The sequence below is a fragment of the Chryseobacterium kimseyorum genome (assembly GCF_025971945.1).
In the GTDB taxonomy this organism is placed as follows: domain Bacteria; phylum Bacteroidota; class Bacteroidia; order Flavobacteriales; family Weeksellaceae; genus Chryseobacterium; species Chryseobacterium kimseyorum.
Genome location: NZ_JAPDHW010000008.1, coordinates 35149 through 58030, shown reverse-complemented (window position 1 = coordinate 58030; position 22882 = coordinate 35149). Strand labels below are relative to the sequence as shown.

Here is a 22882-nt window from a genome sequence, read left to right as displayed (position 1 = left end):
AAGTGGCAGAGTTTTTGCCACTTTTTTTTGTGTTTAACCCATAGCAATACAGAAAAACATTAATTTAAATGTACTATATTTGCTTACTAGAAAAAATATAAAAAGTGAAGTTCAGTAAAGAAATAAAAGCTGGTTTAATAGCGATTTTAGCTGTTGTCGGCTTTGTCGTTTTGTTCCAATTCATGAAAGGCAGGAGCCTTTTTACTACCGATAATATATTTTATGCTAAATATGATAACGTTGAAGGTCTTACACAGTCTTCACCTGTTTCTATTAATGGTCTAAAGGTTGGTCAGGTTGATAAAATTATCCCACAGACATCAAAAGACGGTAAAATTCATTTTATCGTTAAAATTACCGTTGATGATAATTTTGAATTTTCAAGAAATTCAAATCTTGAAATTTTTGAACCTAGTTTAATGGGTGGTAAAGAAATGAGAGTTAATCTGTTCTATGGTGGTGAAACTGCTAAAGATGGTGACACACTGAAAGGTGCTTTTAAATTAGGAATGATGAACAGTCTTTCTTCTCAGGTTGGTCCGGTTAAAGATCAGCTGCAAACTGTTTTGCACAGAGTGGATTCTTTGATGGTTAATGCCAATCAGGTGATGAATGAGCAGAACAGAGAAGAGATTAAAATCTTACTTCACAATCTTAATAAAACGGTTGGAGCTTTAGAAACTACAGCAGGAAGTGTCAATAAACTGGTAGGTAACAATGACCCAAAACTTCAGAAAGTTCTTGATGAAGCAAGTCTTACCATGAAGAGCGGTAAAGTTACTTTAGATAAATACGGTAATTTAGCAGAAAGCATCGATACTCAAAAACTGAATGCTACCATTGCCAATCTGGACAACACTGTAGGTCAGCTTAATAAAGTAGTGTCTGGTATTGACAGAGGTGAAGGAAGCTTAGGTAAAATCATGAAAGATGATCAGTTATACAATAACCTGAATGCAGCTTCTACCAATTTAAATTCTCTTATTGAAGATTTGAAAGCCAATCCTAAGAAATATGTTAATTTCTCGGTTTTTGGTAAGAACAGTAAAGACTAATCATCCTTATGCAATATCTTGACAATATTTTTTTTCTGATTCTATTAATTGCAGGTTTTGGGTTATTCGGAAAGAGCCTTTTTAAGATTTATAGAAACATCAGATTAGGAAGAGAAATCAACCGCAGCGACAGGAAACCTGAACGTTGGGAAACTATGGCTCGTGTAGCAATGGGTCAGAGCAGAATGGTGAAAAGACCTGTTGCAGGTATACTTCACCTTTTTGTGTATGTAGGTTTTGTGATTATCAACATTGAGCTGATCGAAATTATTGTTGATGGAATCTTTGGGACGCATCGTTTTCTAGCAACAATTTTCGGACACACTTTTTACAATATTTTCACTGCTACTCTTGAGGTACTGGCAATTCTTGTCATCATTGGTGTTGTTTTATTTTTTATCCGAAGAAATTTTTACGGAGTTAAGAGATTAACAATGAAAGAACTTTTTGGGTGGCCAAAAAATGACGCCAACTGGATTTTAATTATCGAGTTTGCTCTGATGGTATTTTTCTTTACCATGAATTCTTCCGATTTCATCTTACAGCAGAGAGGAGTTTTAGCAGAACATGGAAGTTTTCCAATCAGTGAAGTTACATTGGTTCCTTTTTTAAATATTTTCAGTTTCGATACTGGGTTTTTGGTATTTGTTGAAAGGGCGGCTTGGTGGCTACACTTCGTGGGAATTTTATTTTTCATGAATTACCTTTATTATTCTAAACATTTACATATCATTTTAGCTTTTCCGAGTACATGGTATGCTAACCTAGACCTGTACGGAAAATTCAATAATTTGGATTCGGTAACGGCTGAAATCAAATTAATGATGGATCCAAATGCAGATCCTTACGCGGCTCCGGCTGAAGGTGCTGTTGCTGAAGCTCCGTCAAAATTCGGGGCAGAAGATGTTTTTGATTTAAATCAGGTACAGCTTCTGAATGCCTATTCCTGTACGGAATGTGGAAGATGTACTTCGGTTTGCCCGGCAAATATTACAGGTAAAAAACTGTCACCACGATTGATTTTGATGAAGACAAGAGACCGTTTGGAAGAAGTTGGAAGAAACATTGATAAAAACGGTAAGTTCGAAGACGACGGTAAGAAATTGCTGAATGATTATATCACAAAAGAAGAGCTCTGGGCCTGTACAACTTGTAATGCATGTACGGAAGCCTGTCCGGTTTTGCTTGATCCACTTTCTATTATTTTTGAAATGAGGAGGTTCCTGGTAATGGAGCAGTCTGCTGCGCCTCAAGAGCTGAATTTGATGATGACGAATGTAGAGAACAATGCTGCACCTTGGCAGTATAATCAAGCTGATCGTCTGAATTGGGCAAAAGACTAAAATTGGAAAATTTGAAAATGAGGTAATTTGAAAATTAATTATCAATCATCACTTATCATTAAAAAATCATGGATTTCACTATAAAAACAATGGCAGACTACGCTGCCGAAGGCAAATCTCCTGAAGTTCTCTTCTGGGTAGGTTGCGCCGGAAGTTTCGATGACAGAGCCAAAAAAATAACAAAAGCTTTCTGCAAAATTTTAAATAAAATAGGCGTTGAATTTGCTGTTCTCGGACAGGAGGAAAGCTGCACGGGAGATCCCGCAAAAAGAGCAGGTAACGAATTTGTTTTCCAGATGATGGCAATGACGAATATAGAAGTTCTGAATGCCTATGAAGTGAAGAAGATCGTAACGGCTTGTCCGCACTGTTTCAATACTCTTAAAAATGAATATCCAAGTTTGGGAGGGAATTATGAGGTGATTCATCACACTCAGTTTTTAAAGCAGTTGATGAATGAGGGAAGATTGAAGATTGAAGGTGGAGCTTTTAAAGGTAAAAAAATAACATTTCACGATCCATGCTATTTGGGAAGAGCTAACGGTGAATATGAAGCGCCAAGAATGCTTTTGGAAAAACTCGATGCCGAGCTGGTAGAGATGAAACGTTGCAAAAGCAATGGTCTATGTTGTGGAGCAGGTGGAGCACAGATGTTTAAAGAACCTGAAAAAGGGAATAAAGATGTAAACATTGAGAGAACGGAGGAAGCGTTATCATTTGAACCAAAAATCATCGCTACCGGCTGTCCTTTCTGCAACACCATGTTGACTGACGGCGTAAAACATTTTAATAAAAATACGGAAGTTGAAGTTAAAGATATCGTAGAACTTCTTGCGGAAGCTGAAGATTTATAATGCTTACTTTTTTAAAAATTATATTAAACTCAGGATTATTCCTGAGTTTTTTTTGTAGAAACTGAATCAATAAAATTGCGTAATTTTGTTATGTAAAATGTGGTGACGATATAATGTGCGTTGTTGGTTTTAGATTCAGTAAACGACTACGAACAGCGACAGCATTGAACCGCTAACAATAAATATCTGGACATGAAAATAGAAGAATCAAATATTGTAGAAGCTGAAGATTACAGAGTGATTATTTATCCTGCTTCAAGATCTTTTACCACGAAAGAAGCCAAAGTAATTACAGAAAAACTGTATGACTTTCTCGCTGGTTGGGCTGCTCACGGTAAACCACTTTCGTCATCTTTTAAGATCGAAAAAAATCAGTTTATCGTTATCTGTGTAGACGAAGAAAAAGAAATGGCGTCGGGTTGCAGTATTGATGCTTTAGGCAAGATTATGCGTGAGATTGATGAAGAATATCAGTTGGGGTTATTTGACCGTATGAAAGCGAGTTATGTGGAAAATGGTGAAGTGAAAACACTCAAGCTTTTAGACTTCAAAAATAAAGTGAGAAGCGGAGAATTATCTCAGGAAATTGAAGTTTTCGATTTTTCTAAAAATACATATCTTGAATTTTTAGGAAATTTCTTACTTCCTTTCAACAGAAGCTGGGCAGCGGGAATCAAGTAGTTTTCAGGAATGAAGTGTTGAAATAAATGCTTCCTTTTCTATTGTAACAGTATAAATATTTTCAGGAATCTTCATCGGATCAAAGGTTGATGATGAGGCAATCTTCTGTTTTGTGAAGACTGCACATAAGGTGTTTTTTGGATGGTAAAGAAATGCATGATTATGATCACCTACACCATCTAATATTGCCTGAAACACTTCATATCTGATGTTTTGAGGACTGTAAGCGTAATCATGCCAAACCACAATAGAATTTTCATGAAGAAGATGTTTAAAAACTTTTTGTGTATCGTTTAAAACCATCTCATAACTGTGCTCACCGTCGATAAAAACTAAATCATATTTTTTGTTTAACGAAGCAAAGTCGAAAGTTTTACTGTTGGCACCAAGATGCAGAATCTTTGGATTTTTGCTGGAAAGAATTCCGTGCTGTTCTGCATAGTCCTGACTTAATCTCATAGCTTTCATTTCTTCTATGGACAGATTAATCGTCGTGCAGTCTGCGACATGCTTTGCAACATTGTGAACGCTTTCACCACGCCAAGTACCAATTTCAAGATATGAGTTGACCTCATTTTTTGCAGCAAGCGCAGACAGCAACTGTAAATCTGTAATCAAAGATCCACCATCAAGAATAAAAGTGTCAATACTCACTGGGATTTCTTCGCTCAGTTGGTCGATGTCAATCTGAGGTAATGATGTAAAATGAGGATAATATTTTTTAAATCTTTCTTCGGAAACAGAGGGACTGTTTAGAACAATATTCACTAAGCTTGGCTTATTAATAATTATGCGAATAAAAGAAAGAAATTTATTAATTTTAGCGTTCATTTTGCTTAGATTCGTTTGATGTAATGATAAACAAAGATACATTTAAATAAAATTTTGGAAAGAAAAAATATCCTCTTCATCTCTTCCTGGTTTCCAAACAAAGTTGAACCTTCCAATGGAAATTTTGTTCAAAGACATGCTGAAGCTGTATCTTTAAAACATCACGTCGAAATTTTGCACTCTATCGGTGATTTTCACCAAAAAGATAAATATCTCATGGATGATCAGGTCATTAATGGGATCAGAACATTAATCGTCTACTACAGAAATTCAAAAAATCCTCTTCAGAATTTTTACCGCAGAATGACTGCCTATAAAATGGGATTTGCAAAAATGAAAAAGCCTGATTTGGTTCATGCCAATGTTCTTCACAATTCAATGTTCTTCGCAGTTTATCTCACAAAGAAATTTAGAATACCTTTTGTCATCTCAGAACACTGGACTGCCTATCAGGAAAATGCGTCTGATGCTCATGGAAAACTGTGGCGTTTTTTCGCCAAATGGATTGCCAATCATTCTGCTGCAGCTCTACCTGTAAGTGAAAATCTCAAAAAAGGTTTGGTTGTTTTAGGTGTTAAAAGACCGATAAAGGTTGTATCAAATGTTGTTGATACTGATGTTTTCAAGCTGAATAAGGAAGTGAAAAAAAGAGAAATTTTTACTTTTCTACACGTTTCTTCTTTAGTGGAAAGGAAAAATCCGGATAAAATTATAGAGACAGCGAAAAAACTTTTTGACGCAGGCTATAAGTTCCGTCTAGACATTGGTGGAAGTGATTTCGGACATCTTGAAAAACAGATAAGTTCTTTTTCTGCCACTGATTATATTTCAACATTTGGACTATTGCCTCTGTCGGGAGTTGCTGAAAAAATGCAGCAATCTCATACTTTAATACTTTTCAGTGAAAACGAAACTCAAGGCTGTGTTTTAGTAGAAGCCAATGCCTGTGGAATACCTGTAATATCTTCTAAGGTAGGTGGAGTGCCTGAATTTGTAAATCAAAACGCAGGTATTTTGGTGGAGAAAGATAATGTAGAAAGTCTTTATGTAGCCATGGAAAAAATGTTATTATGCAAAGTAGATTTTGCCAGTCCTGAAATTTTACATCAGCAAATCGAAGAAAAATACAGTAAGGACAAAATATCAACTGCCTTTTCTGAAATTTATGAATCTGTACTGAAATAATGGTCACTTTTATTAAAGATTTCATTGCCAAGAAAGGAATTTGGGTAGGTTTATCTTTACTCATCGCAAGACTTTCTGCATTCTTATTGAGTGTTTTTGTAGCGAGGGTCTTATCGAAGGAAGATTTCGGAGCAGCTACATTTGGATTAAATTTTCTCACCATATTTTTAGCCTTTGCAGGATTTGGTGCAGCACAGGGTGTAGTGAAATATGGTTCGGGAATTGAGAATTCTCTTCAGAAAAAGCAGCTATTCCGTTATGCTTTTTCTTATGGTTTGATTTATAACTTAGTTCTTACTGTCCTCATGTTGGTGATTTCCGGGATTTTGTATTGGGACGAGTTTGCAAAAATTAAACTGATTCTTTTATTCAGCATCAGATTTTTGGGAATCTATCTTGTCGAACAGAAAAAAGCGGAATACAGGGCAGATTTAGACAATCTGACATTTGCTAAATTTGATATTTTTATGTCAGTAACGGCTCTGATTTTAGGAATCTTATGTACTTATCTTTGGAATTTAAACGGATTTATCTTCAGTCTCTGTTTTTCTCCGTTTTTAATTTTTGCCTATAACCGAAAGGTGAGTTTCTCCTTAAAAAAAATAATATTTAAAGATTTTAAGACAAAAGAATTCTGGCGGTTTTCCTGGACGACGGCACTTACCACTCAAATAGGTGAACTTGTTTTTATTCTGGACCTGTTTTTTATAGGACTGCTGATGAAAGACCAGGACGTTGCGTATTACAAGGTCAGTTCTATGATTCCGGTGAATATTTTGGTTTTGGGATTTATTTTTATGCAGACTGAATATCCCAAATTATGCCAGCACCATCGCGACAGAAAATATCAGTATCAGTTTATATTGAATTACTGGAAGCTTTTTGCTGTTGTTGGAACTATTGTTTTGGTGGCTGGCTTGTTATTCGATAACCAGATTCTTTCTATTTTCGGGCATCAGTATCAGAATACGGAAATTTACAGAATACTTTTGTTTGCAGCGGTAATTTCTCTGCTTTTCAGGGTGCTGTTTGTTTATATGTTGGCTTCGATAGGCAAAACCATGTGGAATTTATCCATCTCTGCTTTTCTGCTTTTTGCAACTTCGCTCAGCCTTTATCTTGTTATTCCTGAATATGGTCTGAGAGGGGTTTCCTATGTGACTTTCGGATGTCTCGCCTTATCAGGAATTTTGCCTGCATTTGCGTATTTTTACGAATCCAAAAAAATCTGATTATGTGCGGAATCTGCGGTTATTATTCATTTAAGAAAGAAATTTCTTCGAAAAATATTTTAGAAATGAATAAAGCCATCCAACACCGCGGTCCGGATGATGAAGGGTTTTGGCTTTCTGACGGATTTTCTGGACAATCTTTTTCGGGTGAAGGCTCCACGCAAAAAATCAAAGAGTTGTTTCCTGATTTAAAAGAAGAAAGATCTCAACTCGCCTTGGGATTCCGTCGGCTTTCCATTTTAGATCTGTCGGAGAAAGGTCATCAGCCAATGCTTTCAGAAAATGGGCGCATCACATTAACTTTCAATGGTGAAATTTATAATTTTAAAAAATTAAGAAAGGAGCTTGAAGATATTGGTTACGTTTTCAGCAGTAATTCAGATACCGAAGTTATTCTAAAGTCTTACGAAAGGTGGGGAACTGCAATGTTTGCAAGATTCGACGGAATGTTTGCCATTGCACTGATCGATTTAGATAAAAAAAAAATAATCCTTGCAAGAGACAGAGTAGGTTTGAAGCCTCTCTTTTATTATAAAAACCAAGATGTTATTCTATGGGCTTCTGAAATAAAATCTCTTCTTAAAAATGAATATATACAACCCGAAATCAACTGGCAAGGTGTTTATACCAATTTTCTTTTTCAGACAACTTTGGCTCCCGACACCTGTTTCAAAGATATTTTCTCTTTGGAACCGGCGTCATTCATGACAGTTGATCTGAATAATTTTAAAACTACAAAAGAGTTTTTTTGGAACTTTCCTAAGCAAAAAAATCATATTGCTATGGAGGAAGCTGTGTCAGCAATTGACAGATTACTTTCTGAAAGTGTGGAGGAACAGCTTTACGCCGACGTCCCAGTGGCAAGTATGATGAGCGGTGGAATAGATTCAACCTTAATAACTGCGAAATCAAAGCCATTTAAAAATGATATCAGTGCATTCACGATTGCTTATCCGTTTTCTGAAGAGGAGATCAAAAATGCGTCGTTGGTTGCTGATAAAATTAAGGTTCCACATCACATTAAAAAAGTGTCGGATGATGAAGTTTTAGAACAGTTAAAAGAAAATATTCAACATTTTGAAGAGCCCTACAGCAGCCTGGAAGTTTTAATGAATGCCGCAGAGTATGCTAAAAATTTAGGTTTTAAAGTTGTTCTCAGCGGAAATGGTGCAGATGAACTGTTTGCTGGATATTCTCATTCTCTGAAACTTAACAAATGGCTTTTAATGAAGAATTTCAATTTTGTAAGAAATTTCATTTTTACAAAAGATCATTTTTCGCAGAAAGTTAAAAATTATTTTTCTCAGGATTCTATGTTTGATTTTTTCAGACAGAGTCAGGTTGGTATGAAACCGTTGCAGGCGAAAACAGTGTTTAAAAAGGAAATTTACAGTCGAATCAATCCAAGTTTAAAAAAGTTCCACCTCTCTGAAACTAAAGATTATCAGGGATTGTTTGAATATGACATGAAATATTCTCTATCCTCGCATCATGTATTCCGTGATGATCTCAGCGCAATGAAGTACGGAGTGGAATTTAGATATCCTTATCTGAGTAATGATTTGATCGATTACGTTTCAAGTTTACCACAAGAAGTAAGATTTAATGGAACTAAAAATAAACCCTTATTAAGAAAAGTGTCTGAAAGTTATTTGCCCGAAGAAGTTCTGAACATGCCCAAGCGCGGATTTTCTTTTCCACTGGCTCATTTTATTAAAAATGATCAGAAGATTCAGAATTTTATCTTAGAAAATTTAGAAAGCCTTAAAAAAAGAAATTTCTTTAACAGAGATGTTATCGATGAATGGTGGAATAACCAGAAAGACGAGTATGATTATGTGAAAATCTGGCAATTGGTCACTTTTGAACTTTGGTATCAGAAATATTTTGAAAATCAGTAAAATCAGTTTAATTTAAATTTTACCTTTGTACTATGAAGAATCTACTTTTTGGAATTTTACTTGTATGTTTTGCACTTTTGGGATGTAGAAGTGACGAAGAGTCCATTCAGAAAATTGATCAGATCATGAATTTCTATATTCAGGATGCCAATGGTAAAGATTTGTTGGTTCCGAATGCGGTGGGATCTTACACAACAGTTGCCATGAACGACGTTTTAGCTCCCACCGATATTGCTGCAGTAAGTTTTTCACCAAAAACAGATGCCGATTCAAGAAATTATTTAGAATATATTGCCGGCGCTACAAGAGAGTTGCAGAGTGGGGGAGATTCTGACGAAAGAGTTTACCGTTCCAGAATCAGAGTAGCACTGACTAAGAAAATAACAGATACTACGTTTAACGAAGCTGTCAATGATACTTTAGAAATCCATTACCGTTGGACGCCGACGGTTTTTGAGGTGTCGAAAGTTATGTACAAAGAAATTGATTTACCCGTTACTAAAGATTCGGAAAATCGTAATATCGTGAGAATCACAAAATAATCTTTAAATTTGCATCAACAGTTCGTTTTTGAGGTTAAAATTTCAATAAGTTTTTGATATTTAACTTCTGATGAACCTTAATCTATAAAACACTTTATGTTACAAGTCAATTTTTTGCGCGAAAACAAAGAACGCGTTTTAGAAGGTCTTCAAAAAAGACAATTCAAGGGTCTTGAGTTGGTAGACGAGGCAATCGTTACTGACGAAGAGAGAAAAAGAATTCAGTTTGAATTAGACTCTCAGCTTTCAGAAATTAATAAAATCTCTAAAGAGATCGGAATTCTAATGAAAGAAGGGAAAAGAGAAGAAGCTGAAGCCTCAAAATCTAAAACTGCACAGTTCAAAGAATCGAGCACAGAATTGAAGTCACAACTGGAAGTGATTGAAAAAAAGCTTTTACATATTCTGTATCAGATTCCGAACGTGCCTTACGAATTGGTAAAGGCTGGAGTTTCTGCAGATGATAATGAAATAATTTATCAGTCTCATGATGTTGAAGGTTTGGGCGAAGGTGCAATTCCTCACTGGGAGCTGGCGAAAAAATATAATTTAATTGATTTCGAACTGGGTGTGAAAATTGCCGGAGCTGGTTTCCCTGTCTATTTCGGAAAGGGAGCGAGATTACAGAGAGCATTGGTTCAGTATTTTTTAGATAAAAATGTTGATGCCGGTTATTTGGAAGTCAATCCTCCTCACGTTGTGAATGAAGCTTCAGGATACGGAACCGGTCAGTTGCCGGACAAAGAAGGTCAGATGTATTATATTAATGCAGATGATTTGTATCTAATCCCAACAGCGGAAGTTCCTGTGACGAATTTATACAGAGATGTTTTGCTGGACGAGAAAGACCTTCCTATCAAAAACACAGCATTTTCTCAGTGCTACAGAAGAGAAGCGGGAAGTTACGGAGCTCATGTAAGAGGTTTGAACCGTCTTCATCAGTTTGAAAAGGTAGAAATTGTAAGATTGGAAAAGCCTGAAAATTCTTACGCTGTTCTGGAAGAAATGGTAGAACACATCAAAGAAATCCTTACTGATCTTGAATTGCCTTACAGAGTTTTAAGATTGTGTGGTGGAGATACAGGTTTTGCATCGGCAATGACTTATGATTTCGAGGTTTGGAGCGCGGCTCAGGAAAAATGGCTGGAAGTAAGTTCAGTTTCAAATTTTGAAACCTTCCAGGCCAACAGATTGAAGTGCCGTTACAAAGCTGACGGAAAAACTCAGTTAGTGCATACATTAAATGGTTCTGCCATGGCATTGCCAAGAATTATGGCGGCGTTGCTTGAAAACAACCAGACTGAAGATGGTATTAAACTTCCTAAGAAGATTGCAGAGTATGCTAGATTTGAATTGATCAACTAATATTTTATTTATAAATAAATCAAAGCCATCCTATCCGGGTGGCTTTTGTTTTGGTACAGTAAGTATGTTGCAGCTAATATTTAATTTAAGAATTTCAAAAGATTAGGGTTGGGATGTGACGTTTGAACCTGTACGATGTTTTTGAAATAAATAAAGGATATTTAAATGTTAGGAGGATCACAAATGTGAGAGTATTTCAAATTAAATGTACTTTTGTGATTCAGGAGAAGAGATCAGCAGATGTTTGATATTTCCTCTACAATAAAGAATTTAAGAATGAATTTTAATAATCAAAATAAAGGATATGGTTGGAAGAAAAGATCAGACTACATGGTATCCATAATTATTTTTCCTTTATTTGGTTTGGTAATTATAGCAATCAATCCACTATCAATGTTCGCATTGGCGCTTCTCATAAGTATCATTGTATATGTGACTGTTTTCAGGAGGAGTTTTGTAAGAAAATCCTTTCTGTTTCTTTTGGGTGGAGTCTATGCAATTTTAATGTTTATTTATTCTTTATCACCTAGAATTCAGTATGAAGAATTCAAAATTATTCATCCTCACTGGAAAGAGGTAGAAGGGAATATTTCTAAATTTGATGTCTGCTGGAAAGGAGGTAAAAGGCGAAAATCAGTCGCAAAAATCTTTTATCAGTATACAATAAATAATAAACGATTTAAGGCAATCGAAGATGATGCTATCGAAAATAAATCATATTCTGTCTTTTGGGTTTCAGACGAAGGAAAAAAGCAATACAATCGGGATCTGAAGCAAAGTGTGAATGAGTATATCCGTGATAAAAATTTTAAAATTCTGACCAATGTTCAAACCAATGAGTGCAAAATTTTCATTCCGTTAAATTTTATCTTACTCTCAAATTCTTCAGGATTTAATATTTTAGTCACTTTCCTAAAAATAGTGCTGGTTCCGCTACTGTTTGTGTTTGTATTGTCTCTAATAACTGAAAGATTAAAGAGGCATTAGTAAGCTGACAAACTTTATTTCAGCGTCCAGGTCACAAAATCATTCATCACTTCTTCCCAATGCGGTTTGTCGTGATTAGCTCTTCCATTTTCGACTTCAAAGAAATTATGTTCAAGATTTAAGTGTCTTTTTAAAGTTAAATTATCTTTATGCTCACGAATGAAATATAACGGAACAATATCATTCAGGTCACTCGCGATATCATGAGTTCCATAGGCCAGATAAATCGGTTTGTTGAAATTGAGCCAATCATCAAGTATTGGCACAGAAAAAGATTTCCAGGCAAGCAGTTCAGTTTTTTCTTCGAGTTTTTTTGGATCATGGGCATTTCTGAACATTTGATATTCCTTTTCGATACCTTCGTTCGCTTTCTCCCATGTGATCAGTTTCTGCTCTGCATCTTTTCGGTAATCTCTGATATTCTGATCGATTCTTCCAAAAGGATTTGCGGAAAAAAGCCCCAGTTTCGAAACGTCTTTATTGGCAACTGCAATTTTAGTAGCAACTTTAGACCCTTGAGAAGATCCGGCTACAACGAGCTTGCTGTTATCTACCCACTTTTGTTTTTTAAGAAATTTTAAAACAGCAAGTCCGCGGTTTACATAGTTTTCAAGATAGTCGGATTTTTGAAATTCTACAGTTGGAATGTTTTTATCTTTTGAATTTCCAAAATACCAGTAAGACTCATTGATTTCTTTTTCATCAGCTATCAATGGAGTTCTGGGCATTGAAATAATAACCAGGTGATAATTTTTGACAATACTGGAGACGTCGAAATTTGTAATTCCGCCACCAATCAGCCAAATTCCTTCTTCTTTTGAGCTGACATAAAGAGGATAGGGAAGTGAACCCTGACACCATAGGAACACGGGTTTCTTTTGGGTTAAATCTGTATCGAAAACAATGAATTCAATTTTACCGTTTTTATCTGAGATTTCAAAAGCCGTCGATTGGTTGTTGATGATTTTTCCTTTTTGGGAAAATACAGTCTGAAATAAAAGATTTAGTAAAATGAATATTCTGAATTTCATAGATAAAAGAAACAAGATTTGAATTTAAGGATTTTGGCTTTGCGATCTCATATTGATTGCAAAAACACCTAGTTTAATCATTAAATTTAAGAAAAAATTTACTGTTGAAGAATGCGAAATTAAAATTCGTGCATTTGTGGCAATTTTTTACTGAAAAAGCTAAAAAGATTTGAAAAGTTAATGACAGTTCGCATTATGCGGATGTGTACTGTGATCTCCCGGTAAATGACATTCCCCTTTGTTGTCTTTAGAAATCGTCATCGCTTCAGCTCGTGGTGAGATGTAAGGAATGCCCAACTCCAAACCTCGCACAATAAATAATCCTCCCAAAATGATCATGATTACCGGAACAGCTTTTAAAATTTTAAGTCTGAAAGCCTGATTCATTAAGTTTCCGACTAAGACTACGGTAAACATGAATGGAAGCGTTCCCAGTCCGAATAAAGCCATGTATGAAGCTCCCTGCCAAATACCGCCGGCGGCTAAGCTTGCTGTCAGTGCCATGTAGACCATTCCACACGGAAGAAATCCATTAAGAATTCCGGTAGTGAATCTTGAACGGTAATCTGCTTGCTGTAAAAGTTTGGCTAAATTGGATTTTACTTTAAATAAAAATTTAGAAAGAAAAGGAATTTTTGAAGCAAAGTCTTTTCCTCCAAATGAAAATAATGCCATCACAATGAGCAAAAGTCCTACAGCAATCGTTAAATACTGCTGAATACCTGCCATCTCAAAACCTTCACCGATAATCCCTAAAATCCCTCCCAGCAATGCGTAGGTGAAAATTCTTCCAAACTGATACGTTAAATTCTGAAGATAGAAATTCGTTGCCTGCTTTTTAGTCAATCCCATCGACAGTGCAATTGGACCACACATTCCGATACAGTGAAAGCCGGAAGCAAAGCCTAAAGCAATCGCCGAAACCACAAATGCTATTTCCATATCACATCATAATCGAGTCGGTAGTCTGTTTTGTTGGTATTCCACATCAATCTCAACGTATAATTTCCTTTTGTCAAAACTTTGGCAGGTATAGTGAATGATTGATTGGCATCGAGTTGCTCAGATCTTTTGATGTCTAAATTCTGATCGTCTGATCTGTTCAGCACAAATTTTATTGTAGAATTTGCGTTGTTGATATTCTTTGGAAAAGTCATTTTGATTCCGTCTGCATTCTGAGAGAATACAGGCTTTTCCTGTAATGTATCTGCTCTCCGTTTTGCATCGATAACGGTTTGATATTCCAACTCTTCTTCGTAATACTTATCTGTAACCATTTCCGAGTTTTTTTGACCGTTCGGAAATAAGAAAAGCATTGATAAAATAAATATAATAAAAGAACCTAGTGCTAAAAATACACCGTGTCCCCAAGTGAAATTTTTCATTTTTATAGAAAATTAAAATTGTAATTTAAATGGACCTTCAAAATAGGTTTCGTAAGAATCAATGAGCTCTCCCTTCATATCATAAACACCGATTTTGATGTTTTGTTTAGACAGTTTCATTGCATCTTCGGGAAAACTGATGTTGATAGTTCCCTTTGTAATCTTATCTCTGTTTACAGTAATCCTGCTTGATCCACTGGAGCTGATTTCTCCTTTTGCAGGTTCGATTACTTTAATGGTTACGATTTTCTTATCGTTGGTTTTATTCAGGAAAGTATAGTTGTAGGTGTTGGTAATTTTACCTTCTCTTACAAAGAATGTACTTCCTGCCGGTTTAATGAATTTAGCCTCCATCTCGCCACGGCTGGAAAGAAGATATCCGAGAAATCCAACTAACAAGACAAGAACTACGGCAAAGCCTTTCATTCTTCCTGTAAATTTATACGGTGCTCCGGTTTCAATTTCTTTTTCTGAAGCGTAACGTACCAAGCCTTTCGGTAAACCTACTTTTTCCATTACTTCATCACATGCATCGATACATGCAGTACAGTTGATGCATTCCAGCTGCTGACCGTCACGGATATCAATTCCCGTCGGACAAACGACTACACACTGATAACAGTCTATACAGTCACCTTTCCCTGCAGCTTTCCGGTCTTCACCTTTTCTCCATTTTGAACGGTTTTCTCCTCTGTTGAAATCGTAAAATACGTTGATGGTTTCTTTATCAATCAAAACTCCCTGCAGTCTTCCGTATGGGCAGACCAATGTACAGACCTGCTCTCTGAACCACGCAAATACAAAGTAAAATGCAGCAGTAAAAAGAATCATCACAATGAAATTGGTAGGATGGGTGAAAGGTCCGTCAGAAACAATATTGAGCACCTGCTCATAGCCTACGATATACATGAACATGAAATGCGTAATGATCAATGAAATGACAACGTAAATTGACCATTTCAAACTTCTCTTCCAGATTTTCTCGCTGTTCCACTCCTGTCTGTCAAGCTTCATCTGCTTATTACGGTCGCCTTCTATTAAATATTCGATTTTACGAAAAATAGATTCCATAAAAATTGTCTGAGGACATATCCACCCGCAGAAAATTCTTCCGAATGCAATCGTAAAAATGATGATAAATAGGAGAGAGGCAATAGCTCCCAAAGTAAGGATGAAGAAGTCTTGCGGGTAGAAAGGCTGCCCCACGATGAAAAATTCTCTGTCAATTACATTAAATAAAAAGAAAGGATTGCCATTAATCTTGATGAACGGCACAATGAAATAAACAGCCAGCAACAAATAACTGACGAAGTTTCTGTAATTAGTGTATTTACCCTTTGGTTTCTTAGGAAAAACCCATTTTCTTTTTCCGGATTGTTCCATTGTACCTATAGAATCTCTATAAGTTTCAGGATCTAAAACCTGTCCCTGTCCGCCGCGTAGAATTTCTTCTTCTTTATCTGACATTATAGTTTGGTTTTATTTAAAAAAAGAAAAAACATAATTCGTTACTATTTTTTAATTTAATAACAAATTATGTTTAATCATTTTATCTTAAGTTTTAATTTACTGTTTCTCCCACTTCGCTTCGTCACCGTATGCTGGTGCACCGCCCTGAGCCGGAGTAATTGGTGGCTGTTCCTGGTTAATGTGATATACATACGCTGCAACATTCTGAATGTCTCTTCCTGTAAGTACACCGTTTTTACCCCAAGCCTGCATTGCAGTTCCTGTAACTCCATTTTCTACAACGTGGAATACGTTTTTGAATAATGTCTTTTCAGGTTGATTGTGCCAGAAATTATCTGTAAGGTTAGGACCAATTCCACCTTTACCGCCGTCTGAATGACAAGACACACAGTTTGTTTTGAAAACCTCTTCACCTGCCGCGATATTGTCTTCAGAAAATTCTGCAGTTTCTATCGTTACCTGTGGCTGATCTTTTTCATAAGCTGCGATGCTTGCGATCTGTTCTTTGTATTCAACTTCATATTCAGTCAATGGATGAGCGAAATCTGTAAATGAATAAGCAGATATATACACTGCACAAAATACCGTACCAAACCAGAATAAACCTACCCACCATTTTGGCAGCTGATTATCCAGCTCCATGATACCGTCGAAACCGTGATCGATAAGAATATCTTTCTCTTCAGTTTCAGATTGCTTTTTGAAAGCTGCATCATACTGTCTCTTAAGGAAAGGAATTTTCTTTTCATTAAGATAAGCCGACTTTTCTTCTGCAGTTAGTTTTTTAAATTTATTGTTTTCAATCAAATCTCCGATTGCACTGTGAATGTATGCCAAAATTGCACTGATCACCACAGTTCCCCAGAAATATGGTGAAGCTAAAAACGAGTAGCTCTGTACAAACAAATAATAAAAGATTACCAGTAATACTGTTATTATTAAAATGTTTACAAAAACAGGTGTTCTTTGTCTCATAATAAATAGTTTAATTTTTCAAATTAACATCATCTTCGTCATCCTCCAGCGGTGCGTGCTCTTCTTCTCTGTAATATTTTTTAGGCCTGCTAAAAACATAGATTACCAAAGCAATGAAGAACAACATAAAGAAAATCAGAGCCAAAGTTTGATACAAACTTGCATTTTCAGTATTGGATAATATATCTTTAAAGTTCTGAGGAATCATGATACGCTAATGTTTAGTTATTACTCGCAGTTTTTATTTCTGTCGTTTTAATATCTGTACCCAATCTTTGCAGATAAGAGATTAACGCTACAATTTCTTTCTTTTCAAGTTTTACATCCGGTCTCTTAGCATATTCCGTTTTTAAGTCGGCTGCTTCAGAGAAGATATCTTTTACAATTTTTGCTGCCTGATTGTCTGCCCACTTATCTGCAGAGTCAATCTGAGCTTTTGTATAAGGTACTTCAAAAGATTTTTTCATTAACGTCATTTTGTCAACCATCTTAGATCTGTCTAGGTTAGTAGCGATCAACCAAGGGTAACGAGGCATGATAGAACCTGCTGATGTAGATCTTGGGTTGTACATGTGTTTGTAATGCCACGAACTTGGGTTTTTACCACCTTCTCTGTGCAAATCCGGACCTGTTCTCTTAGAACCCCAAAGGAATGGTCTGTCATAGATGAATTCACCTGCCTTAGAATACTGTCCGTTTTTACCGTTAAATCTTACAATCTCATCTCTGAATGGTCTTACCATCTGCGAGTGACAAGCATTACAGCCTTCACGGATATAAATATCTCTACCTTCCAATTCCAGTGGCGAGTAAGGTTTTACTGCCGAAATTGTCGGTACGCTTTTATCTAATGAAAGGGTTGGTACAATTTCAATTAAACTACCGATAGATATCGTGATGAAAGATAAAATACCTAATAAAACCGGCATTCTTTCTAACCAAAGGTGAGTACCTTCTCCTTCTTTTCTTTTCTTGCTGATAATTGCTAAAGCCGGAGCTTCTGCAGGAACTTCTTTTTGGAATGATCCTTTTCTAACCGTAGCAAAAACGTTAACCACCATTAACAGACCTCCAGAAAGATATAGGAAACCTCCTACGAATCTTAATTTAAAATAGGGAATAATTGCAGTTACAGTATCCAACCAGTTTTTCCATAATAAAGTTCCGTCCGGATTGAATTGCTTCCACATTAAACCTTGGGTAAATCCTGCAATATACATTGGCACTGCGTAGAAAATAATTCCTAATGTACCTAACCAGAAATGCCAGTTAGCTAATTTTACAGACCAGATTTTTGTTCTCCACATGATCGGTACCAGATAATAGATTACACCGAATGCCATGAAACCATTCCATCCTAATGCACCTAAATGTACGTGACCGATAACCCAGTCAGTAAAGTGACCGATTTTGTTGATGTTTTTTGTTGCTAATAGCGGTCCTTCAAAAGTTGCCATACCATAACAGGTAACTGCAACAACGAAGAATTTCAATATAGGGTTTTCTCTTACTTTATCCCAGGCTCCTCTTAAGGTAAGAAGTCCGTTCAGCATACCTCCCCAAGATGGTGCGATAAGCATGATTGAGAAACCGGTAGATACCGCCTGTACCCAAGCCGGAAGAGCTGTGTACTGAAGGTGGTGAGGTCCTGCCCAGATATAAACGAAAATTAATGACCAGAAGTGAATAATTGATAACTTGTATGAAAATACGGGTCTGTCAGCTGCTTTTGGTAAGAAGTAGTACATCAAACCAAGAACCGGCGTAGTCAGTACAAATGCAACTGCATTGTGACCATACCACCATTGTACAATAGCATCTTTTACACCAGCATACACAGAATAAGATTTCCATCCTGAGAATGATAAAGGAACTTCAAGGTTATTGAAGATGTGCAGCATTGCTACTGCGATCCAGGTACCAATGTAGAACCAAATAGCTACATACAAGTGTCTTACTCTTCTTTTTGCAATAGTAAGGAACATATTCGCACCGAATATAATCCAAGAGAATGCAATTAATATATCGATTGGCCACTCATGTTCTGCATATTCTTTTGAGGTGTTGATCCCCATAAAGAATGTGATGAACGTAGCAACAATCATCAATTGCCATGTCCAAAAGTGAACCCATGATAATGTATCGCTGTACATTCTTGTTTTCAATAATCTCTGTAATGAGTAATAAATACCGGTATAAACGATATTACATACAAATGCCCAAATTACAGTATTGGTGTGAAGCATTCTTATTCTTCCAAAACCAAACGCGCCATGGGTGTTGATCAAACCTTGAATATCTCCTGATGAAAGACTTTTGATCGTCGTATCATCTGTCCCGAATAAAAATTCAGGAAGTTCAGGGTAGAAAAGCATTAATGCCGCAGTAAGCCCAAACAAGAATCCTATAATTCCAAAAACTATGGTCGCATATAGGAATGCCCGAACAATACTGTTGTCATAACTAAACTTTTGTGTCTCCATATTAACTATTCACTTTTTTCTTCAATTTTATTATTTTCTCCTTTTTCCTCTCTTTCGTTTTTGTTGCCCGAATCTACCTTCTTATCCTCCTTCACTTCATCATCAAAAAGTATACGTACGGCCGGAGATTCGTCGTCTTCAAACTGCCCTTTTCTCGCATTTACTATAAATACGATCAGGAAAACTGCAGCCAAAGAAGCACTGCATAAGATCATTAAATATAGAATATCCATTAGACAACAAAATTAACCTATTTTCGGGGTTCAAAATTAGTGAAAAATAATGACATTAATCACGAAATATGGGTTCTTGCTAATTTAAAATCAGTCTAAATAAGGCTGTTTAAGCGGTTTTTCTGAAATGTTTGCGACCCAAAATCCAGGTCGAAAGTGTAGTGAATGAAATCACTGTGATCGAACTTAGCGGCATCAAGATCGCAGCAAATAATGGAGACATATGCCCCGTTACTGCAAAACTCAATCCGACAATATTATAAAGAAAACTGATTACGAATGTTAATTTAACAATGGTGATAGATCCCTTACAGACGTCCAGGTAATTATTAAGTTGAGAAACTTTTTCACCGTTCATAATTACGTCAGATGATGGCGTAAAACTGTTAGTGTCATCAGAAATAGCAATTCCTACATTGCTTTGCTTCAATGCGCCTGCGTCATTCAGTCCGTCTCCCAGCATGGCTACTTTCATACCAGTGTTCTGAAGATTTTGAATATAATTCAGCTTATCTTCCGGGCTTTGGTTAAAGGCCATTGAACTGACACTTGGTATGATGGCTTTAAGCTGGTTTTCCTCCGAAGAATTATCACCGCTCAAGATGAATATTTTGTAAAGATTTAATTTGGTGAAAAGATTTTTAAGGTTCTCACGGTATTCATTTTTAAAGATAAATTTACCTAAAAACTCATCGTTTTTACTGATGTAGACAGCAGTTTCAAGATTTTTAGATTCCTGATTATTATATTTTGCAGAACCAATCCTGTACATATTTCCCCTTACAGTTGCTTCATAACCCTTTCCGGAAATCTCGTTGAATTTTTCCACAGGAAAATACTCGTCATTGATTTCTATAAATTCATACAGTGATTTCGAAAGCGGATGATTTGAATTTTTCAGTAAAGTTTTAATATTCAGTAAATCAAATTCAGAAATCTCTGAGCCTTCAAATTTAATATTGGTTTTCTTTCTTTCGGTAATGGTTCCTGTTTTATCAAAAACGATTGCGTTGATTTTTGCAATTTTTTCAATCGTCAAAGTATCTTTTACATAAAATTTATTTCGCCCTAAAATTCTCATAATATGGCCAAATGTAAATGGTGATGAAAGTGCCAATGCACACGGACAGGCAATGATCAGGATTGCAGAGATCACCTGAAACATCTTTTCTAAATCGATAAATGACCAGTAAATTCCTGATATTAAAGCAATTACTAAAATAATAAATGTAAAATATTTACTGATGTTATTGATTAAAGTGTCTAATCCGGTTTCATGTTTTTTAAAGGCCTCCTTGTTCCAAAGCTGTGTCAGGTAACTTTGATCCACATTTTTGATCACTTCCAACTCAAGAGAAGACCCAATTTGTTTTCCTCCAGCAAAAATCTTGTCACCAGGCTGCTTACTGATGCTTTCACTTTCTCCGGTAATAAAACTGTTGTCAATATTTCCTTCGCCATTAATCAGAATGGCATCAACAGGAATGATTTCCTGATTTCTTACTAAAATTCTGTCCCCGATCTTAATTTCAGATAATAAAATATTTTCCTGTTTACCTCCAAAATCCACTTTAGTAACAGCAATAGGATAAAACGATTTGTAGTCTCTGTCGTAAGAAAGCGAGCTGTAGGTTCTTTTCTGGAACATTTTTCCTAAAAGCATGAAGAATAAAAGTCCGCACAAAGTGTCAAAATATCCTGGTCCGTAATCTGTTGCTACTTCATAAACGCTTCGTCCGAATAGCACGAAAATTCCCAAAACAATGGGTACATCAATGTTGACGATTTTATTTTTTAAACCATACCAGGCAGATTTGTAGTAATCGGAAGCTGAATAAAATACAACAGGGATTGCAAGCAAAAACATCAGAAACCTGAAAAGATTTTTATACTGATCCATCCAGTAATCTTCGCCTCCAATGTATTCCGGGAAGGCCAGAAACATTCCGTTTCCGAATGCAAATCCGGCAACTGCCAATTTTATTAATAGCGATTTGTCTAAATGATCTTCGTTTTTTTCGGCAGTTTCTAAACTGATGGCAGGTTTATACCCAAGATTGGTTAAAAATTTAGCTAATTCGCTTAATTTTAAATCGTTATGGTTGAATGAGATCTGTAAGGTCTTTCTCGTAAAATTGACCTGAGAATATTTTATATCCTGATGTAAAGTATGAAGACTTTCTAAAAGCCAGATGCAGGATGAGCAGTGAATCACCGGGATTTTGAAAGTGACAAGACTGGTATTTCCTTCTGAAAAATCTGTGATTTTTTCGAAAATTTCCGGTGTGTCAAGATAATCAAATTGAGAAGAATTTTCATCACTTGGGCGAATTCCCGCTCGTTTATTTAATTCGTAGAAATTGATTAGATTGTTGATATTCAGAATTTCGTAGACAGATTTGCAGCCGTTGCAACAGAAAATTTTGTCGTCAAAAGAAATTCTTTCTTTTTCTATGTCTTGTCCACAATGAAAACAGTTCTCGCTCACCTTCATAAATTATTGACTGACAAAATTATAACAATTTTTTTTGTTTATAGAGTTTAAATGTTCTATTTTTGTGATAAATGTCATATTAAAATGTCGCAGGAAAAACAAATTGCTATTGAAGAAAGATTTGCCAGGGTTTTTAACGATAAATCCTTCAAAGAAAGGCTTTCCAATACTGATTTTGAAAGATACTTAGGTGCAAAAAAGAAGTTCAGTTTTCAGAAACATGACATCATTTTTGATGATGGTGAAATTCCAAAAGGAGTATATGTTTTAGAAAAAGGAGCTGCTAAACTGTCGAAGTCCGGGTCTTTTGGGAAAGATCAGATTTTACGATTTATAAAAGAAGGCGACATCATTGGATATCGTGCTCTGCTTTGTGGTGAAAATTTTCAGGCTAAAGCTGAAGCGATGACTGATATCGAATGTACTTTTTTACCGGCTGACGTTTTTATGGATCTTCTTGAAGTTGACCCTCAACTGTCATTTATTATGCTTCAAAAAATCGCTTATGAACTGGGCGAATCTTCAAATACAATTACATTCCTTGCACAAAAGACCGTTAGAGAAAGACTGGCTGAGATTTTAATTCTTTTAGAACAGAAATTAGGTACAGATCCTGAAGGTTTCATAAAAATTTCTTTAACCAGAGAGGAGATCGCTAATATAATCGGTACCGCTACAGAAAGTGCTATCAGGTTGATTTCTGAATTTAAAGGAGATCAACTCATCGAAGTTGACGGAAGAAATATTAAGATTCTGAATCACGATAAACTCATGAAACTCGGTCACGTAGTTTTATAAATCATACAACATACAAGTCGGCGAAAGCCGACTTTTT

General features: G+C 35.9%; 21 protein-coding genes. 11 read left to right on the top strand and 10 right to left on the bottom strand.

The genetic code is table 11. From position 1 onward, the window contains the following. The first annotated feature begins 104 nt into the window (after positions 1–104). The 4 genes from OMO38_RS12375 (at position 105) to OMO38_RS12360 (ending at position 3933) form a co-directional block, all read left to right on the top strand. Positions 105–1055: an MlaD family protein gene (locus OMO38_RS12375; protein ID WP_264750489.1), complete on the top strand. Its 951-nt coding sequence runs from the start codon at positions 105–107 to the stop codon at positions 1053–1055. A gap of 8 nt (positions 1056–1063) precedes the next feature. Next, entirely contained in the window at positions 1064–2398 is a 1335-nt protein-coding gene (locus OMO38_RS12370) for a 4Fe-4S dicluster domain-containing protein (protein WP_264750488.1), read from the top strand. Positions 2399–2466: 68 nt separating this feature from the next. Continuing rightward, positions 2467–3252, top strand: a complete 786-nt coding sequence (locus OMO38_RS12365) for a (Fe-S)-binding protein (protein WP_264750487.1) — start codon at positions 2467–2469, stop codon at positions 3250–3252. A gap of 192 nt (positions 3253–3444) precedes the next feature. After that, complete coding sequence (locus OMO38_RS12360) at positions 3445–3933, top strand: hypothetical protein (protein ID WP_264750486.1); 489 nt, start codon at positions 3445–3447, stop codon at positions 3931–3933. A 3-nt stretch (positions 3934–3936) separates the two neighbouring features. On the opposite strand, the gene OMO38_RS12355 is transcribed toward OMO38_RS12360, so the two are convergent. After that, the gene (locus OMO38_RS12355) at positions 3937–4764 is read right to left on the bottom strand and encodes a class I SAM-dependent methyltransferase (protein ID WP_264750485.1); all 828 of its coding nucleotides are present in this window, start codon (positions 4762–4764) and stop codon (positions 3937–3939) included. A gap of 54 nt (positions 4765–4818) precedes the next feature. On the opposite strand from OMO38_RS12355, the gene OMO38_RS12350 reads away from it, so the two are divergent. The 6 genes from OMO38_RS12350 (at position 4819) to OMO38_RS12325 (ending at position 11976) form a co-directional block, all read left to right on the top strand. Further along, positions 4819–5949, top strand: a complete 1131-nt coding sequence (locus OMO38_RS12350) for a glycosyltransferase (protein ID WP_264750484.1) — start codon at positions 4819–4821, stop codon at positions 5947–5949. Continuing rightward, a complete protein-coding gene (locus OMO38_RS12345; protein ID WP_264750483.1) occupies positions 5949–7181 on the top strand; it encodes an oligosaccharide flippase family protein in 1233 nt (410 codons plus the stop codon). The genes OMO38_RS12350 and OMO38_RS12345 overlap by 1 nt, the downstream gene beginning before the upstream one ends. A gap of 2 nt (positions 7182–7183) precedes the next feature. Then, positions 7184–9082, top strand: coding sequence for an asparagine synthase (glutamine-hydrolyzing) (gene asnB, locus OMO38_RS12340; RefSeq protein ID WP_264750482.1), 1899 nt, complete (start codon positions 7184–7186; stop codon positions 9080–9082). A gap of 32 nt (positions 9083–9114) precedes the next feature. Next, the gene (locus tag OMO38_RS12335; protein ID WP_264750481.1) at positions 9115–9624 is read left to right on the top strand and encodes a hypothetical protein; all 510 of its coding nucleotides are present in this window, start codon (positions 9115–9117) and stop codon (positions 9622–9624) included. 96 nt (positions 9625–9720) lie between these two features. Further along, on the top strand, positions 9721–10989 hold the full coding sequence (gene serS / locus OMO38_RS12330; RefSeq protein ID WP_264750480.1) for a serine--tRNA ligase: 1269 nt from the start codon (positions 9721–9723) through the stop codon (positions 10987–10989). Positions 10990–11265: 276 nt separating this feature from the next. Then, positions 11266–11976 carry a hypothetical protein gene (locus OMO38_RS12325; RefSeq protein ID WP_264750479.1) on the top strand — a complete coding sequence of 237 codons (711 nt, stop codon included), beginning with the start codon at positions 11266–11268 and terminating at the stop codon, positions 11974–11976. Positions 11977–11990: 14 nt separating this feature from the next. Here the strand turns inward: OMO38_RS12325 and OMO38_RS12320 are convergent, their stop codons facing one another. The 9 genes from OMO38_RS12320 to OMO38_RS12280 form a co-directional block, all read right to left on the bottom strand. After that, positions 11991–13007 (bottom strand): hypothetical protein, encoded by a 1017-nt coding sequence (locus OMO38_RS12320; protein WP_264750478.1) that lies wholly within the window; start codon positions 13005–13007, stop codon positions 11991–11993. Between the two features lie 177 nt (positions 13008–13184). Beyond that, positions 13185–13949, bottom strand: coding sequence for a sulfite exporter TauE/SafE family protein (locus OMO38_RS12315; protein WP_264750477.1), 765 nt, complete (start codon positions 13947–13949; stop codon positions 13185–13187). Then, complete coding sequence (locus OMO38_RS12310; RefSeq protein WP_264750476.1) at positions 13940–14392, bottom strand: FixH family protein; 453 nt, start codon at positions 14390–14392, stop codon at positions 13940–13942. The genes OMO38_RS12315 and OMO38_RS12310 overlap by 10 nt, the downstream gene beginning before the upstream one ends. Positions 14393–14404: 12 nt before the next feature. Continuing rightward, positions 14405–15859 carry a cytochrome c oxidase accessory protein CcoG gene (gene ccoG / locus OMO38_RS12305; protein ID WP_264750475.1) on the bottom strand — a complete coding sequence of 485 codons (1455 nt, stop codon included), beginning with the start codon at positions 15857–15859 and terminating at the stop codon, positions 14405–14407. Positions 15860–15958: 99 nt separating this feature from the next. Continuing rightward, the gene (locus OMO38_RS12300) at positions 15959–16837 is read right to left on the bottom strand and encodes a c-type cytochrome (RefSeq protein ID WP_264750474.1); all 879 of its coding nucleotides are present in this window, start codon (positions 16835–16837) and stop codon (positions 15959–15961) included. 10 nt (positions 16838–16847) lie between these two features. Continuing rightward, a complete protein-coding gene (locus OMO38_RS12295; protein ID WP_264750473.1) occupies positions 16848–17045 on the bottom strand; it encodes a cbb3-type cytochrome oxidase subunit 3 in 198 nt (65 codons plus the stop codon). A 13-nt stretch (positions 17046–17058) separates the two neighbouring features. Beyond that, complete coding sequence (ccoN, locus tag OMO38_RS12290) at positions 17059–19320, bottom strand: cytochrome-c oxidase, cbb3-type subunit I (RefSeq protein WP_264750472.1); 2262 nt, start codon at positions 19318–19320, stop codon at positions 17059–17061. Between the two features lie 5 nt (positions 19321–19325). Then, entirely contained in the window at positions 19326–19553 is a 228-nt protein-coding gene (gene ccoS / locus OMO38_RS12285; protein WP_264750471.1) for a cbb3-type cytochrome oxidase assembly protein CcoS, read from the bottom strand. A gap of 109 nt (positions 19554–19662) precedes the next feature. Then, the gene (locus tag OMO38_RS12280) at positions 19663–22041 is read right to left on the bottom strand and encodes a heavy metal translocating P-type ATPase (protein ID WP_264750470.1); all 2379 of its coding nucleotides are present in this window, start codon (positions 22039–22041) and stop codon (positions 19663–19665) included. A 90-nt stretch (positions 22042–22131) separates the two neighbouring features. On the opposite strand from OMO38_RS12280, the gene OMO38_RS12275 reads away from it, so the two are divergent. Then, positions 22132–22845 carry a Crp/Fnr family transcriptional regulator gene (locus tag OMO38_RS12275; RefSeq protein WP_264750469.1) on the top strand — a complete coding sequence of 238 codons (714 nt, stop codon included), beginning with the start codon at positions 22132–22134 and terminating at the stop codon, positions 22843–22845. The last annotated feature ends 37 nt before the right edge of the window (positions 22846–22882 follow it).

Excerpts from the sequence above, each read along its gene's own strand:
- OMO38_RS12310 (WP_264750476.1), bottom strand. The coding sequence starts at position 14,392 with ATGAAAAATTTCACTTGGGGACACGGTGTATTTTTAGCACTAGGTTCT.
- OMO38_RS12315 (WP_264750477.1), bottom strand. The coding sequence starts at position 13,949 with ATGGAAATAGCATTTGTGGTTTCGGCGATTGCTTTAGGCTTTGCTTCC.
- OMO38_RS12300 (WP_264750474.1), bottom strand. The coding sequence starts at position 16,837 with ATGAGACAAAGAACACCTGTTTTTGTAAACATTTTAATAATAACAGTA.
- OMO38_RS12345 (WP_264750483.1), top strand. The coding sequence starts at position 5,949 with ATGGTCACTTTTATTAAAGATTTCATTGCCAAGAAAGGAATTTGGGTA.
- serS (WP_264750480.1), top strand. The coding sequence starts at position 9,721 with ATGTTACAAGTCAATTTTTTGCGCGAAAACAAAGAACGCGTTTTAGAA.
- ccoS (WP_264750471.1), bottom strand. The coding sequence starts at position 19,553 with ATGGATATTCTATATTTAATGATCTTATGCAGTGCTTCTTTGGCTGCA.
- OMO38_RS12365 (WP_264750487.1), top strand. The coding sequence starts at position 2,467 with ATGGATTTCACTATAAAAACAATGGCAGACTACGCTGCCGAAGGCAAA.
- OMO38_RS12275 (WP_264750469.1), top strand. The coding sequence starts at position 22,132 with ATGTCGCAGGAAAAACAAATTGCTATTGAAGAAAGATTTGCCAGGGTT.
- OMO38_RS12325 (WP_264750479.1), top strand. The coding sequence starts at position 11,266 with ATGAATTTTAATAATCAAAATAAAGGATATGGTTGGAAGAAAAGATCA.
- OMO38_RS12360 (WP_264750486.1), top strand. The coding sequence starts at position 3,445 with ATGAAAATAGAAGAATCAAATATTGTAGAAGCTGAAGATTACAGAGTG.
- OMO38_RS12370 (WP_264750488.1), top strand. The coding sequence starts at position 1,064 with ATGCAATATCTTGACAATATTTTTTTTCTGATTCTATTAATTGCAGGT.
- ccoN (WP_264750472.1), bottom strand. The coding sequence starts at position 19,320 with ATGGAGACACAAAAGTTTAGTTATGACAACAGTATTGTTCGGGCATTC.
- OMO38_RS12320 (WP_264750478.1), bottom strand. The coding sequence starts at position 13,007 with ATGAAATTCAGAATATTCATTTTACTAAATCTTTTATTTCAGACTGTA.
- ccoG (WP_264750475.1), bottom strand. The coding sequence starts at position 15,859 with ATGTCAGATAAAGAAGAAGAAATTCTACGCGGCGGACAGGGACAGGTT.
- OMO38_RS12355 (WP_264750485.1), bottom strand. The coding sequence starts at position 4,764 with ATGAACGCTAAAATTAATAAATTTCTTTCTTTTATTCGCATAATTATT.
- OMO38_RS12335 (WP_264750481.1), top strand. The coding sequence starts at position 9,115 with ATGAAGAATCTACTTTTTGGAATTTTACTTGTATGTTTTGCACTTTTG.
- OMO38_RS12295 (WP_264750473.1), bottom strand. The coding sequence starts at position 17,045 with ATGATTCCTCAGAACTTTAAAGATATATTATCCAATACTGAAAATGCA.
- asnB (WP_264750482.1), top strand. The coding sequence starts at position 7,184 with ATGTGCGGAATCTGCGGTTATTATTCATTTAAGAAAGAAATTTCTTCG.